This is a genomic window from Streptomyces sp. NBC_00009 (assembly GCF_045040855.1).
Taxonomy (GTDB): Bacteria; Actinomycetota; Actinomycetes; order Streptomycetales; family Streptomycetaceae; genus Streptomyces; species Streptomyces aureus.
The window spans coordinates 5,098,000-5,113,598 of sequence record NZ_CP108312.1; the positions used below are offsets into that span (position 1 = coordinate 5,098,000).

15 protein-coding genes are annotated in these 15,599 nt (G+C 72.5%); 7 read left to right on the plus strand and 8 right to left on the minus strand.

Annotated features, from left to right (window positions below; genetic code table 11):
• The first annotated feature begins 2 nt into the window (after positions 1-2).
• Together OHA58_RS23030 and OHA58_RS23035 are read left to right on the plus strand one after the other, a co-directional pair.
• A complete protein-coding gene (locus OHA58_RS23030) occupies positions 3-395 on the plus strand; it encodes a hypothetical protein (protein ID WP_405481048.1) in 393 nt (130 codons plus the stop codon).
• Between the two features lie 110 nt (positions 396-505).
• Positions 506-1,933 (plus strand): S28 family serine protease, encoded by a 1,428-nt coding sequence (locus OHA58_RS23035; protein WP_405481049.1) that lies wholly within the window; start codon positions 506-508, stop codon positions 1,931-1,933.
• Positions 1,934-1,958: 25 nt separating this feature from the next.
• Here OHA58_RS23035 and OHA58_RS23040 read toward each other — a convergent pair whose 3' ends face one another.
• From OHA58_RS23040 to OHA58_RS23050, 3 genes are all read right to left on the minus strand, one after another.
• The gene (locus OHA58_RS23040; protein ID WP_405481051.1) at positions 1,959-2,591 is read right to left on the minus strand and encodes a hypothetical protein; all 633 of its coding nucleotides are present in this window, start codon (positions 2,589-2,591) and stop codon (positions 1,959-1,961) included.
• A gap of 111 nt (positions 2,592-2,702) precedes the next feature.
• On the minus strand, positions 2,703-4,556 hold the full coding sequence (locus tag OHA58_RS23045; RefSeq protein WP_405481052.1) for a glycoside hydrolase family 3 protein: 1,854 nt from the start codon (positions 4,554-4,556) through the stop codon (positions 2,703-2,705).
• Positions 4,557-4,889: 333 nt separating this feature from the next.
• Positions 4,890-5,831 carry a LysR family transcriptional regulator gene (locus OHA58_RS23050; protein ID WP_405481054.1) on the minus strand — a complete coding sequence of 314 codons (942 nt, stop codon included), beginning with the start codon at positions 5,829-5,831 and terminating at the stop codon, positions 4,890-4,892.
• A gap of 134 nt (positions 5,832-5,965) precedes the next feature.
• On the opposite strand from OHA58_RS23050, the gene OHA58_RS23055 reads away from it, so the two are divergent.
• Both OHA58_RS23055 and aroA read left to right on the plus strand, forming a co-directional pair.
• A complete protein-coding gene (locus OHA58_RS23055) occupies positions 5,966-6,940 on the plus strand; it encodes an EamA family transporter (protein WP_405485121.1) in 975 nt (324 codons plus the stop codon).
• The gene (aroA, locus tag OHA58_RS23060) at positions 6,927-8,183 is read left to right on the plus strand and encodes a 3-phosphoshikimate 1-carboxyvinyltransferase (RefSeq protein ID WP_405481056.1); all 1,257 of its coding nucleotides are present in this window, start codon (positions 6,927-6,929) and stop codon (positions 8,181-8,183) included. Before OHA58_RS23055 ends, aroA begins: the two co-directional genes overlap by 14 nt.
• Here aroA and OHA58_RS23065 read toward each other — a convergent pair.
• Entirely contained in the window at positions 8,167-8,967 is an 801-nt protein-coding gene (locus OHA58_RS23065) for a sugar phosphate isomerase/epimerase family protein (protein WP_405481057.1), read from the minus strand. The two genes, aroA and OHA58_RS23065, sit on opposite strands and share 17 nt — an antisense overlap.
• A 186-nt stretch (positions 8,968-9,153) precedes the next feature.
• A complete protein-coding gene (locus tag OHA58_RS23070) occupies positions 9,154-10,212 on the minus strand; it encodes a LacI family DNA-binding transcriptional regulator (RefSeq protein ID WP_405481059.1) in 1,059 nt (352 codons plus the stop codon).
• 176 nt (positions 10,213-10,388) lie between these two features.
• Between OHA58_RS23070 and OHA58_RS23075 the strand changes: the two genes are divergently transcribed.
• Genes OHA58_RS23075 through OHA58_RS23085 form a run of 3 tightly spaced genes read left to right on the plus strand, consistent with a single transcriptional unit; the run spans position 10,389 to position 13,524 of the window.
• Complete coding sequence (locus tag OHA58_RS23075) at positions 10,389-11,546, plus strand: Gfo/Idh/MocA family protein (protein ID WP_393872392.1); 1,158 nt, start codon at positions 10,389-10,391, stop codon at positions 11,544-11,546.
• Positions 11,543-12,694, plus strand: coding sequence for a dihydrodipicolinate synthase family protein (locus OHA58_RS23080; RefSeq protein WP_405481060.1), 1,152 nt, complete (start codon positions 11,543-11,545; stop codon positions 12,692-12,694). The genes OHA58_RS23075 and OHA58_RS23080 overlap by 4 nt, the downstream gene beginning before the upstream one ends.
• A gap of 32 nt (positions 12,695-12,726) precedes the next feature.
• Positions 12,727-13,524, plus strand: a complete 798-nt coding sequence (locus OHA58_RS23085; protein WP_405485123.1) for a sugar phosphate isomerase/epimerase family protein — start codon at positions 12,727-12,729, stop codon at positions 13,522-13,524.
• A 22-nt stretch (positions 13,525-13,546) separates the two neighbouring features.
• On the opposite strand, the gene OHA58_RS23090 is transcribed toward OHA58_RS23085, so the two are convergent.
• The 3 genes from OHA58_RS23090 to OHA58_RS23100 form a co-directional block, all read right to left on the minus strand.
• Positions 13,547-14,011, minus strand: a complete 465-nt coding sequence (locus tag OHA58_RS23090; RefSeq protein ID WP_405481061.1) for a DUF937 domain-containing protein — start codon at positions 14,009-14,011, stop codon at positions 13,547-13,549.
• Between the two features lie 236 nt (positions 14,012-14,247).
• Positions 14,248-14,637: a D-ribose pyranase gene (gene rbsD, locus OHA58_RS23095; RefSeq protein WP_405481063.1), complete on the minus strand. Its 390-nt coding sequence runs from the start codon at positions 14,635-14,637 to the stop codon at positions 14,248-14,250.
• Positions 14,634-15,533, minus strand: a complete 900-nt coding sequence (locus tag OHA58_RS23100; protein WP_405481064.1) for a ribokinase — start codon at positions 15,531-15,533, stop codon at positions 14,634-14,636. Before OHA58_RS23100 ends, rbsD begins: the two co-directional genes overlap by 4 nt.
• Between the last annotated feature and the right edge of the window lie 66 nt (positions 15,534-15,599).

A 15,599-nucleotide genomic window follows, 5' to 3' on the forward strand; every position in this document is an offset into this window, starting at 1 on the left:
GCATGAGCGAGGGCGGCATACGCAGACGGCTGGCGGCCGCGGCAGCAGTACTGACCTCGTCGGCGCTGCTGGCCCTCGCGGGGCCGGCCGTCGGCACGGCCCAGGCCGCGGCGATCTGCCCCGGCCACAAGGTGCGCACTCTGCCGTTCTCCACCGGCAGGACGGTCCTCTACCGCAGCGGCAACTACCTCTGCGCGATCACCCTCACCAAGCGCGACGGCGTACGGCAGAAGATGTCGGTCAGCGTGCAGGCGCGCGGCAGCAGGCCGGTTCAGGACAGCGGGCGCTACACCCACCACGCGGGCCCGGTGACCGTCCACACGGGCCACCGCTGCGTGTGGGTGAGGGGCGCGGTCGGCCGGGCGTCGGTGAGCTCGGGCTGGATCCTCTGCTGAACGCGCGCCCCGAGCGCTCCGTGCGCTCACAGAACATCAAGAACCCCTGACAGAACAGATGTTCCTCCGCTAGGTTCCGGTGCGCATCTGTGTTCTACAGGGGAGTATGCATGCGCAATGCGCTGAGATGGTTGCTGGCGCTCGTGGTGCTGATAGGCACCGTGAGTACGGCCACAGCGGCCACCGCCGCTCAGGCCCGGCCGGCGGCCGCCGACACCACTACCGACATCAAGGACCGGCTCCTCGCCATACCCGGCATGAGCCTGGTGGAGGAGAAGCCCTACACCGGCTACCGCTACTTCGTCCTCAACTACACCCAGCCGGTCGACCACCGGCACCCGTCCAAGGGCACCTTCCAGCAGCGCATCACCGTGCTGCACAAGGACGTCAGCCGCCCCACGGTCATGTTCACCAGCGGCTACAACGTCTCCACGAACCCCAGCCGCAGCGAACCGACCCGCATCGTCGACGGCAACCAGGTCTCCGTGGAGTACCGCTACTTCACCCCGTCCCGGCCCGCCCCGGCCGACTGGTCCAAGCTCGACATCTGGCAGGCGGCCAGTGACCAGCACGCCATCTACCAGGCCCTCAAGCCGGTCTATGGCAAGAACTGGCTGACCACCGGCGGTTCCAAGGGCGGCATGACGGCCACGTACTACGAGCGCTTCTACCCGCGCGACATGGACGGCGTCGTCGCGTACGTCGCGCCGAACGACGTCGTGAACAAGGAGGACTCGGCGTACGACGACTTCTTCAAGACGGTCGGCCCGAAGGACTGCCGCGTGGCGCTGCAGAACGTGCAGCGCGAGACGCTGGTGCGCCGCGACGCCCTGGAGAAGAAGTACGCGGAGTACCTGAAGGCCAACAACTACACGGTGGACACGGTCGGTTCGCTGGACAAGGCCTACGAGGCCACCGTCCTCGACCTGGTGTGGGGCTTCTGGCAGTACCAGCCGTCGCAGACGGCGTGCGCCGAGGTGCCCGACGCCGCGACGGTCACGGACCAGGCGCTCTTCGACTACGTCGACGCGGTCGGCGGCTGGTCCTCGTACGCGGACCAGAGCCTCGCCACGTACACGCCGTACTACTACCAGGCGGGTACGCAGCTCGGCTCGCCCGACATCAAGCAGCCCTGGCTGGGCGACCTGTCGCGCTACGGCTACCAGCCGCCGCGCAACTTCGTGCCGCGCTCCATCCCGATGAAGTTCCAGCCGTCGGCGATGCGCGACGTGGACTCCTGGGTGCGCCACCACGCGACGCGGATGCTGTACGTCTACGGCTCCAACGACCCGTGGGGCGCCGAGCGGTTCCGCCCCGGCAAGGGCTCGACGGACTCGTACGTGCTCACCGCCCCCGGCGCCAACCACGGGGCGAACGTCGCCGGTCTGAACGCCGACGACAAGACGTTCGCCACGGAGCGGATCCTGAAGTGGGCCGGCGTCTCCGCCCCCGCCGCGCAGGCCGCCAAGCCGCTGGCCCCGTACGACGCCAGGCTCGACAAGCGTGACGTCCAGCGCGAGCTGACCCTGCGGCCGTAAGGCCTCTCGTCTGGATCAAGCTGAACTACACCCGGACCGCGCATCCCACCGGTTCGGACCCGCCCAGCGTCACGTACAACGCCGTGAGCGCAGGGCACTTGGCGCGGTCGACCGCCGCGGCGGCCACCCGGTACTGGGGCTTCTCCTTGCCGGAGCCGTCGCAGGCGGTCTCGCGGACCTGGCCGCGGCCCGCCGCGTACACGCAGTCCCCGACGATCGTGCGGGGCCCGCCGCCGCCCCCCGGATCCCCGGGGTGCGGCGGCTCCAGGTTGCGCATGCAGGCGTAGCCCTGCGGGATCTCCCCGGCGGCGGTTCTGTCGCTCCCGTCCGCCGAGGGCCGGTCCTCGCTGATGTGCAGGACGAAGTCGGTGCGGGCCGGGCACGTCGGCCCGTCCGCCACCTTTCCGTCGTAGCGGGCGGTGACCCGCGCCACCGCCCGCTCGCTCCTGCACGGCACCTCGGTGAACGTGTTGCGCCCCCGCGAGCTGCACTCGTCCACGGCGAGGAACACCGCCCCGTACCCCGACGGCGACCGGCTGGCCCCCGGCGAAGGTCCGCCGGACCCCGAATCCGGCGACCCCTGACACGCCGCGAGCATCATGGCGAGCAACGCCGCGCACACCGCCCCCGCCCACCGCGCCCTGTTCCACGCAAGCATGGCAATCCCCCCGATACACACCCCAGCGTGACCCGCCGGGGCGGGCGCACGCCAGGCGTGCAGGGTGGTTTGGGCCACTTGGGGGTGGTGCGCCGGGTGTGCGGCGTACGTCTAGTACGACAACCCGTAGCCGATCGGGTACAGCACCTGCGTCGGATCGTCGGCCCGCTGCACCGGCACGGGCAGCTTGCCCCGCGGCCTGGCCCGGCCGGCGATCACCCGGACCGCGGCCCGCAGCTCGACGTCGGTCCACGAGTACGAGGCGAGCGAGGCCCCGACGCCGGGCACCTGCGCGATGTCGTACGGGTTGCGGATCGCGACCGCGACGACCGGGACGCCGGTGGCGGCCAGGGCGTTCACGAGCCGCTGCTGAGCGCTGCCCGCCGTGACGTTGTACGTGCCGACCAGGACCGCGTCCTTGCCCTGAGCGGCGGCGACCGCCCCGTCGATCTTCGCCTGGTTCGGCGCCGTCCCGGTCGACAACACCGTGGCGGTGAAGCCGAGTTCGGTCAGGGCCTGGCCGAGTGTCGTCGTCGGCGGGCCCGTCGTGCCGGAGGGCGAGGCCGGGTCGGCGCCGACCACGAGGATGCTCTTGTGGGTGCGGCGCGACAGCGGGAGCAGCCCGTTCTTGTTGAGCAGGAGCGTCGTGGTGGCCTCGGCGATGCGGTCGGCGGCGGCCAGGTGGTCGCGGGTGCCGACGGTCTTGTCGACGCCGCGGCCGGTGACGTACGGCTCGTCGAACAGACCCAGCTTCTCCTTGAGGCGCAGGACGCGCAGGATCGACTCGTCGAGGCGCGCCTCCGCCAGCTCACCGCTCTTCACGGCGTTCAGGACGGCGTTCCAGGACACCTCCAGGGAGGGCGGGTTGAGGAGCTGGTCCACGCCCGCCTTCAGGGCGAGCACCGGCACGCGGTCGTCGCCGTACTTGTCGCGTACGCCCTGCATGCCGAGGGAGTCGGTGACGATGAGGCCCTCGAAGCCGAGTTCCTGGCGCAGGATGCCCGTCATGATCGGGTGCGAGAGCGTCGCCGGGTCGCCCGAGCCGTCGAGGTCGGGGACCATGATGTGCGCGGTCATGATCGAGTCGATGCCCGCGGCGATCGCGGCCTTGAACGGCGGCGCGTCGATCTTCTGCCACTGCTCGCGCGTGTGCGTGATGATCGGGAAGCCGAAGTGGCTGTCGGTGGCGGTGTCGCCGTGGCCGGGGAAGTGCTTGGCCGTGGAGGCGATGTCCGCGCTCTGGTAGCCCTTGACCTCGGAGGCGACCAGGCCCGCGACGGCCTCGGGGTCGGCGCCGAAGGAGCGCACGCCGATGACCGGGTTGGCCGGGTTGATGTTCACGTCGGCGTCGGGCGCGTAGTTCTGGCGGATGCCGACCGCGCGCAGTTCGGCGCCGGCGATCCGGCCCAGGGTGCGGGCGTCGGAGCGGGAGCCGCCCGCGCCGATGGCCATGGCGCCCGGGAAGAGCGTCGCGGGCTCGCCGACGCGGCAGACGATGCCGTGTTCCTGGTCGGTGGAGATGAGCAGCGGGATACGGCTCGGCTGGGCGAGGCCCGCGCGCTGGATGCCGTTCGAGAGGTCGGCGATCTGGTGCGGGTCGCGGGTGTTGTGCGCCCAGGTGAAGTAGATGATGCCGCCGAGCTTGTACTTGTCGATCAGTTCGGCCGCGGTGCGGACGCCGATCTCGGCGAGGTTGGCGTCGATGTCGGCCTGGTCGGGGTCGGTGGCGGAGTGGCCGTAGACCCGCATCACGAAGAGCTGGCCGACCTTCTCCTCGAGGCTCATCCGGGAGATGAGCTGCTTGAGTTGCGCGTCCTTGTCCTGGCGTGACGCGTCGTCGGCCTGGGCCGGGACGCCGGACAGGGTGACCGCGGCGGCGCCCGCGGTGGCGGCGGCGAGCAGGGTGCGTCTGGACAGGTTGTGGTGCACGTGCGCACTCCTTCCGGAGGAGAACTGGTGATCCATACCCTGAAAGAATCTTCCGAGGGTCACGATTATCCGGAAAGTTTCTGCCAGTCAAGGGTGCGCGCAGCCGGGGCGGCAGAAGGGTCGGGGGAGGGGCCGTCACCGGCGCAAAGGAGGGGGGCGCGCCGGTGACGGCGTGCTGCCGGCCGCAGGCGGCGGAGAGGGTGGTCAGCATTCGCAGCCAGCAGCGAGGCCGACACCGCTCTGCGGAGACTCTCCGGCAGCATGCCGTTCTGACGGAGCGGTACGCGGGCGGGTTCCCCGCTTCCCGGGGATTGCCGGAAAGTGGGGCGCCGGTGAAATCAGGGGAGCGGCACCGCTCCTGAGCACCGGTCAGCGGGCCTGATCCGTCTGTTCCGTCTGTTCCGGCTCCCGGGTGACCTCGCCCCACCGCTCCCGCAGCGTCCGTACTGCCTCCGCGATGGCCGGCCTGCGCGACGCCCCTGTCCGCCACAGTGCGTACAAGTGCCGTACGGGCATGGGGTCCAGCGGTACCGCGACGACGCCGTCCGGCAGCGGGCCGCGGCCGAGGCGGGGGATCAGCGCGACGCCGAGCCCGGCCGCGACGAGCGCGGTCAGCGTCGGGTTCTCCTCGGCCTGGTGCCTGATGTCGGGCTCGAAGCCCGCCGCCCGCAGCGTCCGCACCAGCCAGTCGTGGCACACCCGCCCCGGCGGCTGTGACACCCACCGCTCGCCGCCGAGCTCCTCGCGGCGCACCGCGTGACGTCCCGCGAGCGGATGCCCGGCCGGCACGAGCAGGTCGCACAGGTCGTCCCCGATGGCGGCCTGCTCCACGCCGGCGGGGGCCGGCAGCGGCGCGATGTCCCAGTCGTGCGCGACGGCCAGGTCGACGGCCCCCTTGGCGACCAGGTCGACCGACAGATGCGGGTCGACCTCCGTGAGCCGGGCCTCCAGCGCGGGATGCCGTACGGCGAGATCCGCGAGGACGGACGGCAGCAGGCCGCGCGCCGCCGAGGCGAACGCGGCGATCGTCAGCCGCCCGGCCGGGAGCCCGCGCCGCTCCTCCAGATCGGTCTCGGCGCGCTCGACGATGACCATCAAGTCCTGTGCCGTACGGGCGAGTTCGAGGGCCTCGTCAGTGAGGCGGACGCCCCGCCCGTGCCGTTCGAGGAGCACGGTCCTCGTCTCCCGCTCCAGCTTGGAGATCTGCTGCGAGACCGCGGACGGCGTGTAGCCGAGCGCCGCCGCGGCGGCCCCGACGGTGCCGTGCACGGAGACGGCGTGCAGCGCGCGCAGCCGCTGGAGATCGAGCATGCCGGCCTCCCGGTGGGTCTGGGGCGGAGTCAGGGGGCATTCATTAGCGTTACTGAATTCAACCATGCAGACATTCGCGCTGGTGCTACACGGTCGTGCCCGGTGATCCTCGACGCATGGCTCCTACGCTCCCCATGCGCCCGTCCCACATCGCGCTCGCCGTCCTCGTCACCGCCATCTGGGGCGTCAACTTCGTCATCATCGAGGTAGGCCTCGACCACTTCCCGCCGCTGCTCTTCTCGGCCCTGCGCTTCCTCGTCGCGGCACTGCCCGCGGTGTTCTTCGTGGGGCGGCCCAAGGTCGCCTGGGATGGGGTCTCCCCTGCTCGATCGAAGTTGAGAGCTTGGGGATGGGTGATCGGCGTCGGACTGGCCCTCGGAGTCATGAAGTTCGGCCTGCTCTTCGTCGGCATGAACCAGGGGATGCCCGCCGGGCTCTCCTCCCTCGTCCTGCAGATCCAGGCCGTGTTCACCGCCCTGTTCGCCTTCGTCGCACTCGGCGAGCGGCCCGGCCGTATCCGCCTGGCCGGCATGGTCGTCGCGCTCGCCGGGATCGGCGTCGCGGCCGCCGACGAAGGCGCGAGCGGCCCCCTGCTCGGCTTCACGCTCGTCGTGGTGGCCGCCGTCGGCTGGGGCGTCTCGAACGTCCTCACCCGCAAGGCGGCGCCGTCCGCCCCCTTCACCTTCATGGTGTGGACGTCGGCCGTCCCCGTCCTGCCGCTGCTCGCGCTCTCCCTCGCCTTCGAGGGCTGGGACCGCGACACCCGGGCGCTCGCCTCGCTCGACTGGACCGGCGCCGGCATCATCGCGTTCGTCGCCTGGGTCACCACGCTCTTCGGCTTCGGCGCCTGGACCTTCCTGCTGCGCAGCCACCCCGCCTCGTCGGTCGCCCCGTTCACGCTGCTCGTCCCGGTGTTCGGGATGTCGTCCGCCGCGCTCTTCCTCGGCGAGAGCGTCAGCCCTCTGCGCTGGTGCGCCGCCGCGCTGCTCGTCGGCGGTGTCGCCCTCGCATCGCTGGCGCCCGCTCCCCGGAACCGGGTCGTCCAGCGTGTGGACACTCCGGCGCCCGCACTGCCCGTCGAGGACCATGAAGCGCATGCCAGTCGTTGAGATCCCCGGTTCCAAGTCCGTGACGGCGAGGGCCCTGTTCCTCGCCGCGGCCGCGCAGGGCACCACCACCCTCGTGCGCCCCCTCAGCTCCGACGACACCGAGGGCTTCGCCGAAGGACTGCTCCGGCTCGGCTACGGCGTCGAACGCGGCCCGGACGCCTGGCACATCGAGGGCCGCCCGACGGGCCCCGCCACCACGGACGCCGACGTGTACTGCCGGGACGGCGCGACCACCTCTCGCTTCCTGCCCACGCTCACGGCGGCCGCCGCGCACGGTACGTACCGCTTCGACGCCTCGCCCCAGATGCGCCGCCGCCCCCTCGCGCCGCTCACCAGGGCCCTGCGCGACCTGGGCGTGGACCTCCGTCACGAGGAGGCCGAGGGGCACCATCCGCTCACGGTCACGGCGGGCGGGGTCCGGGGCGGCGACGTCACCCTCGACGCGGGCCAGTCCTCCCAGTACCTCACCGCGCTCCTGCTGCTCGGCCCGCTGACCAGGACCGGCCTGCGCATCACGGTCACCGACCTGGTCTCGGCGCCGTACATCGAGATCACCCTCGCGATGATGCGCAGCTTCGGGGCCGAAGTCACCCGCGAAGGCGGCGTGTTCACGGTCGCGCCCGGCGGCTACCGCGCCACCACCTACGCGATCGAACCCGACGCCTCGACCGCCAGCTACTTCTTCGCGGCGGCGGCCGTCACCGGCGGCGAGGTCACCGTCGAAGGGCTCGGGAAGGACGCGCTCCAGGGCGACCTGGGGTTCGTCGACGTACTGCGGCGCATGGGCGCCGGGGTGACGACGACGGCGGACCGCACCACGGTCACCGCCCCCGGCCCCGCGGGCCTGTCCGGCGTCACCGTCAACATGCGGGACATCTCCGACACGATGCCGACCCTCGCCGCGATCGCGCCGTACGCGAGCGGCCCGGTCCGTATCGAGGACGTCCACAACACCCGCGTCAAGGAGTGCGACCGCCTGGATGCCTGCGCGCAGAACCTGCGCGCGCTCGGGGTGACGGTGGCGACGGGACCCGACTGGATCGAGATCCAGCCGGGCACCCCGGCCCCGGCAGAGATCACCACGTACGGGGATCACCGCATCGCGATGTCCTTCGCGGTGACGGGCCTGCGGATCCCGGGCGGCGTCACGTTCGACGACCCGGGGTGCGTGCGGAAGACGTTCCCCGACTTCCACGAGGCGTTCGCGAAGGTGTTCGGACAGCCGTCTACGCCGACTCGTTGAGCAGCCGGGCGAGATGCTCACGCCCGGCCGTCAGAAGCCCGGGCAGCGGGGCGGCGTCCGGGTACCAGCGCTTCTCGTACTCCCAGCACAGCCACCCGTCCCAGCCCTCGCGGCACAGGACGTCCACGACCTCGGTGAGCGGCAGCACGCCCGCGCCCAGCGCGAGCGGCGTCGTGTCGTCGGCGCCCGCGATGTCCTTCACCTGTACGTAGCCCAGGTGCGGGGACAGCGCCGCGTACGACTGAACGGGCTGCTCGCCGCCGAGCCACGTGTGCATGACGTCCCACAGGGCGCCGACCTGCCGGTGTCCGACCGTGCCGAGCACGCGCGTCGCGTCGGCTCCGGTGCGGTGGGAGTCGTGCGTCTCCAGGAGGATGCGGACGCCGAGGTCCGCGGCGTACTCGGCGGCGGTGCCCAGGCGCCGGGCGGCCGTGGCGTCGGCCTGGTCGCTGCTCTGCTCCGTTCCGCCGCCCGGGAAGACGCGTACGTAGGGCGCTCCGACGTCGCGGGCGAGTTCGAGGAGTGACCTGATCTCCGTGATCACGGGTTCGTCCTCGCCGGGAGCGGCCACCCGCGCGTACCCGGCGAGCCCGAGGATCTCGACCCCGGCGGCCTTGAACTCGGCGGCGGCGTCGGCCCGTTCGGCGAGCCCGAGCCCCGGGTGTACGGGTTCCTCGGGGTGGGCGCGCAGCTCGACACCGTGATACCCGTGATCGCCGGCGAGCCGGACGACATCGGCGAGGGGAAGCCCGGGAACCCCGAGCGTGGAGAAAGCCAGTTTCATGGCGGGGACGCTACCGGGCCCCGGGCCGGGGTCAAGGGCGCGCCGGGCGGGCGTAGGGCGGGCGGGTGACAGGCACCACGTGCGGGGCACAGGCGACGGGCCGGGCGCCTCCGCCCGGCCCGGGCAGGCAGATTTCCGGTCGGGCCCCGCTCACGCGTCGGGCCCCGCTCACGCGTCGGGCCCCGCTCACGCGTCCGCACCCGAGGACGGCACCCCGGTCGACCCCCGCACCATCAACTCCCCCTGGACCACAGCCATTCCTCCGGCGGGAGCCGCCTCCCGGCCCATCGCGATCCGCCCCGCGCGGGCCCCCGCCTCCGCCAGCGGCAGCCGGACCGTCGTCAGTGCCGGTACCGCGTCCACGCTGAACGGCAGGTCGTCGAAGCCGGCCACCGATACGTCCCCCGGAATGCTCAGGCCCGCCTCTCGCAACGCGGCGCACGCGCCGAGCGCCACCGTGTCGTTCGCGGCGACCACGGCCGTCAACGACGGCTCGCGGCGCAGGAGTTCGACCGTCGCCTCGTAACCGGACCGCCGGTCGTACGGGCCGTGCACGGTCCACCCGGCGTCGTCGGGCACGCCCCGCGCCGCCAGCGCCGCGCGGTGCCCTTCGAGGCGGTGGCGGGTCGTCGTCCGTTCCTCGGGGCCCGCGATGTAGCCGATCCTGCGGTGGCCGAGGTCGAGCAGGTGGTCCGTGAGGGCCTTGCCGCCGCCGCGGTTGTCGAAGGCGAGCGCCACCGCGTCCGCGTCCGGCACGGGCGGCCGCCCGCACAGGACGACCCGGGTCCCGGCGTCCGCGAGGCGCCGCAGCTTCCCGGAGATCGCCTTGGCGTGCTCGGCGTCCTCGACGGCGCCGCCCGTGAGGACGACGGCCGCCGCCCGCTGGCGCTGGAGGAGCGTCAGATAGGTGAGTTCGCGCTCGGGCGACCCGCCGGTGTTGCACACGACCGCGAGCCGCTCGCCGCCCGCGCGTCCGCCGGGCCCCACGATCTCGGACTGCACGGCTCCGGCCATGATCCCGAAGAACGGGTCGGCGATGTCGTTCACGAGGATGCCGACCAGGTCGGAGGTGGCGGCGGCCAGAGCGCTCGCGGGCCCGTTCAGCACGTAGTCGAGGTCGTCCACCGCGCGCAGCACCCGCTCGCGCGTGGCCGCGGCCACGGGGTAGTTGCCGTTCAGCACGCGGGACACGGTGGCGGGGGAGACCTGGGCGCGGGCCGCCACGTCCGCCAGGGTCACGGTCATCGCATCATCCTCCGGTCGGCCGTCCGGGCGGCCGTCCGGACGTACGGCCTTGCTGTCCCGTTTCATCAGCCCCCGGTCTTGTCCGACCGGCTGTGCAGAGGCTAGCTTCTTCCCGTGTAGAAAGCGCTTGCTACGACGAGCGTGTTCTCCATCGGCGTCCGTACGAAGGGACTCACGTGACACGCAAGACGGTGCGCATCGCCATGAACGGGGTGACGGGGCGCATGGGCTACCGCCAGCACCTCGTCCGCTCCCTCCTCGCCCTGCGCGAACAGGGCGGCCTCGACCTCGGCGACGGCACGGTGCTGTGGCCGGAGCCGGTCCTCGTCGGCCGCCGCGAGCACGCGCTGCTCGCGCTCGCCGAGCAGCACGGCCTCGACCCGGCGAACGTCTCCACCGACCTCGACGCCGTCCTCGCCGACGACACGATCGACATCTACTTCGACGCACAGGTCACGTCCGCCCGCGAGGAGGCGCTCAAGAAGGCCATCGCCGCCGGAAAGCACCTCTACACGGAGAAGCCCTCGGCGACGAGCCTCGACGGCGCGCTCGAACTGGCCCGCCTGGCGAAGGCGAAGGGCATCAAGCACGGCGTCGTCCAGGACAAGCTGTTCCTGCCGGGCCTGCTCAAGCTCAAGCGCCTCATCGACGGCGGCTTCTTCGGGCGGATCCTGTCCGTGCGCGGCGAGTTCGGCTACTGGGTCTTCGAGGGCGACTGGCAGGAGGCGCAGCGGCCGAGCTGGAACTACCGGTCGGAGGACGGCGGCGGCATCGTCGTCGACATGTTCCCGCACTGGGAGTACGTGCTCCACGAGCTGTTCGGCCGCGTGACCAGCGTGCAGGCGCTGGCCTCGACGCACATCCCGCAGCGCTGGGACGAGGGCGGCAAGCCCTACGACGCGACGGCCGACGACTCGGCGTACGGCATCTTCGAGCTCGACGGCGGCGCCGTCGCGCAGATCAACTCCTCCTGGTCGGTACGGGTCAACCGGGACGAGCTCGTCGAGTTCCAGGTGGACGGCACCGAGGGCTCCGCCGTCGCCGGGCTGCGCAACTGCCGTGTCCAGCACCGCGCTTCGACCCCGAAGCCCGTATGGAACCCGGACCTGCCGGCCACGTACTCCTTCCGCGACCAGTGGCAGGAGGTCCCCGACAACCAGGAGTTCGACAACGGCTTCAAGGCGCAGTGGGAGCTGTTCCTCAAGCACGTGTACGCCGACGCGCCCTACCGCTGGGACCTGTTCGCCGGCGCCCGTGGGGTGCAGCTCGCCGAGCTCGGCCTGAAGTCGTCGGCCGAGGGCCGCCGCCTGGACGTCCCGGAGATCGCGCTGTGACGATCCGACTCCCCGGCCCCGGCGGCTCGCTGCGCGACTACACCCCGCGCGCCGAGCCGGCCTCCTTCACCACGGGCGCGCCGCTCGTGTCGCGGACCGTCTTCTCGGCGGCGCACGTCGTCGCCGACCCGTTCGCCGACGCCGGCCCCGACGTGGCCGCCGTCGACTGGGACGCGACGCTCGCGTTCCGCCGTCATCTGTGGGCGCACGGCCTGGGCGTCGCCGAGGCCATGGACACCGCCCAGCGCGGCATGGGCCTCGACTGGGCGGGCGCGGCCGAGCTGATCAGGCGCTCGACCGCCGAGGCCAGATCGGCCGGAGGTGCCGTCGCGTGCGGGGTGGGCACCGACCAGTTGACCGGGCCCGCCACGCTCGCCGAGGTCCGCGCGGCCTACGAGGAACAGCTCGCGCTCGTGGAGGGGACGGGCGCGCAGGCGATCCTCATGGCCTCGCGGGCCCTGGCGGCCGCGGCGTCCGGACCCGAGGACTACCTCGACGTCTACGGGCATCTGCTGCGCCAGGCATCCGAGCCCGTCATCCTGCACTGGCTCGGCCCGATGTTCGACCCTGCCCTGGAGGGCTACTGGGGTTCGCCGGACCTCGACGCCGCCACGGAGACGTTCCTGGACGTCATCGCCGCGCACCCCGACAAGGTCGACGGCATCAAGGTCTCGCTCCTGGACGCCCGGCGCGAGGTCGAGCTGCGCCGCCGCCTCCCGCGGGGCGTGCGCTGCTACACGGGGGACGACTACAACTACCCCGAGCTGATCGCGGGCGACGAGCAGGGCTTCAGCCACGCGCTCCTCGGCATCTTCGACCCGCTGGGCCCGCTCGCGGCCGAGGCGGTGCGCGTCCTCGACACGGGGGACACCGCCAAGTTCCGTGAACTGCTCGACCCGACGGTCGAGTTGTCCCGGCACCTCTTCGAGAAGCCGACCCGCTTCTACAAGACGGGCGTCGTCCTGCTCGCCTGGCTCGCGGGCCACCAGTCCCACTTCACGATGGTCGGCGGCCTCCAGTCGGCCCGCCCGCTCCCGCACCTCGCGCGCGCCTACGAACTCGCCGACGGCCTCGGTCTGTTCCCGGACCCCGCCCTTGCCGAGACCCGGATGAAGTCCCTGCTCAGCGTGTACGGAGTCGACCAGTGAGCCACGCCCTCGACCGCTTCTCCATCAACCAGATGACCGTCAGGCAGCTAGGCCTCGAAGAACTCGTCGCGGCCTGCGCCGAGTCGGAGGTCCCGGGCGTCGGCCTGTGGCGCGAGCCCGTGCAGACGTACGGGGTCGAGGCCGCGGCGAAGCTCGTACGGGACGCGGGGCTCGCCGTCACCACGCTGTGCCGGGGCGGCTTCCTCACCGCGATCGACCCGCACGCGCGCGTGCGGGCCCTCGACGACAACCGCGCGGCCGTCGACGAGGCCGCCGCCCTCGGCACGGACACCCTCGTCCTGGTCTCCGGCGGCCTCCCCGAAGGCAGCAAGGACCTGCACGGCGCGCGGGAGCGGATCGCCGACGCGCTCGCGGAGCTCGGCCCGTACGCCGCCGAGCGCGGGGTCCGGCTAGCCATCGAGCCGCTGCACCCGATGTACGCCTCGGACCGCTGCGTCGTGTCGACGCTGGCGCAGGCGCTCGACCTGGCCGAGCGCTTCCCCGCCGAGCAGGTCGGCGTGTGCGTGGACACGTACCACATCTGGTGGGATGACCGGGCGCCCGCGCAGATCGCGCGTGCCGGGGCGAGCGGTCGGCTGCACGCCTTCCAACTGGCCGACTGGACCACGCCGTTGCCCGAGGGCGTCCTCAACGGACGGGGGCAGATCGGTGACGGCGCGATCGACATGCGCGCGTGGCGCGGCCTCGTCGAGGACGCCGGGTACGCGGGGCCCGTCGAGGTGGAGCTCTTCAACGACGGGCTGTGGGCACGCGACGGGCGCGAGGTCCTCGCGGAGACGGCGGACCGCTTCGTGCGGCACGCCTGCTGACCTCACTGGCGGGCGGTACCTCCTACGGGCGGCCGCCGCCCGTCTTCCTGCCCGCGGCCCGCTTGGTGAAGACCGTCAGCAGCACCGGGATCAGGAGTTCGACGACCCGCGTGACGGTCGCGGGCGGCAGGCCCGTCTTCTTCGCCACGGCGTTCGCGACCGGGCGGCTCATCTTCGAGAGGATCCCGGACATCAGCCCGCCGGCCGCCAGCCCGCCGAGCCCGCCGAACGTGGCCACGCCCTGCAAGGGCTGCTGCTCCTGTGTCTCGGCGAGCGCCTGCCGGACCTCCTCGGCCTGCGCGGGATCGGCCGTCGCCTTCTCCCTGAGACCTCCGGAGAGCTCGGAGACGGTGGTGCCCACGACGTCCTGCGCGCCCGCCGCGTCCGTGCCGAGCAGGGCGGCGATCTCGCCGAGCCGGTCGTCGCCGAGCTCGTCGAGTACGTCCTTCTGCAGGGAGGGTTCGGCAGAACCGGTGTTTTCGCTCATGCCGGAAACGCTACGTCTGCCCCACTGCGTCGGCACCCCGAAAAGATTCCGGGCGGACCGTACAACCCTTTCCGCGATTTGCGGGTCGTATGTGGCATCAGGACTTCTGGAGGGGGATCCGGGGGGATCGCGGGGGTTCTGATGGGGAGGGGAAGCCTCAGGGGGTCCGGTCCGCCGACCGGGCCCCCTTTTGCACGCCCACAAGCCAGGCCCGAAGCCACGTCCGCAACAGCCGGCTAGAAGAAGACCCCGCAGCGCAGCAGCACATTCGCGTACGGCCGTGCCTCTCCCGTACGGACGACGAGCCGCGCCCCCCGCGAGAGCTCCTTCAGCTCCTCGTGCGGGACGAAGGCGAGCGCAGGAAGGCGCTCCGCGAGCAGCCCCGCGGCCTCGGGGTTCGCGGCCCGGATCTCCGCGGCGGCCGTCCCGCCTTCCACCACCAGTTCGTGCAGGAGCCCGTCGACGACCTCGGCGAACGACGGGACGCCGGCCCGGAACGCCAGGTCCACGACCCGCGGCCCCGCCGGGATCGGCATGCCCGCGTCGCACACGAGCACTCCGTGGCCATGGCCCAGCTCGGCGAGCGCGCCGGCCAGGTGGCGGTTGAGTATTCCGGCTTTCCTCACAGCGCCGCGACCTCGGCGGCCGTCGGGTAGGACGCCTGGGCGCCCTCCTTCGTGACCGCCGCCGCGCCGACGCGGGCCGCGAAGGCCGCCGCGTCCGCGAGGCTCTCGCCCGCGCCGAGCCGCCACGCCAGGGCCGCCGTGAAGGCGTCCCCCGCACCGGTCGTGTCCACGGCCGTGACCTTGACGGACGGCACGCGGCGCGTCCCCGTGCCGTCGGCCACCAGCGCGCCCTCGGCGCCCAGCGTGATCACGACGGAGCGCGGCCCGAGGGCGAGCAGCGCCGGCGCCCAGTCCTCGGGCTCGCCGGTGACGTCCGCGCCGAGCACGACCCGCGCCTCGTGCTCGTTGACGATGAGCGGGTCGCAGGCAGCGAGGACCTCGGCGGGTAGGGGAGCGGGCGGGGACGGGTTGAGGACGAACCGGCTGCCCGGTGCCAGTGCCCGTACGACCTCGGCGACCGTGTCGAGCGGGATCTCCAGCTGCGCCGAGACCACCTGCGACGCCTGGAAGAGGCTGCCTGCGGCCTTGACGTCCTGCGGGGTGAGCCGGGCGTTGGCACCCGGTGACACCACGATGCTGTTGTCCCCGGACGGGTCCACCGTGATCAGGGCGACCCCGGTGGGCGCCCCGCCGACGAGGACGCCGACCGGGTCGACGCCCGCCGACCTCATCGAGTCGAGCAGCAGCCGCCCGTGCCCGTCGTCGCCGACCCGCGCGAGCAGCGCCGTACGGGCCCCGAGGCGCGCGGCGGCGACGGCCTGGTTGGCGCCCTTGCCGCCCGGGTGGACGGCCAGGTCCGAGCCGAGGACGGTCTCCCCGGCGCCCGGGCGGCGCTCGACGACGGTCACCAGGTCGGCGTTGGCCGACCCCACCACCAACAGGTCGTAGTCGTGCATCGCTGTCACTTTCTCCGTGTTCTGGATGGGCGTTCTCGATGGGCCGGCCGGGCGCCCGGGTCGGTA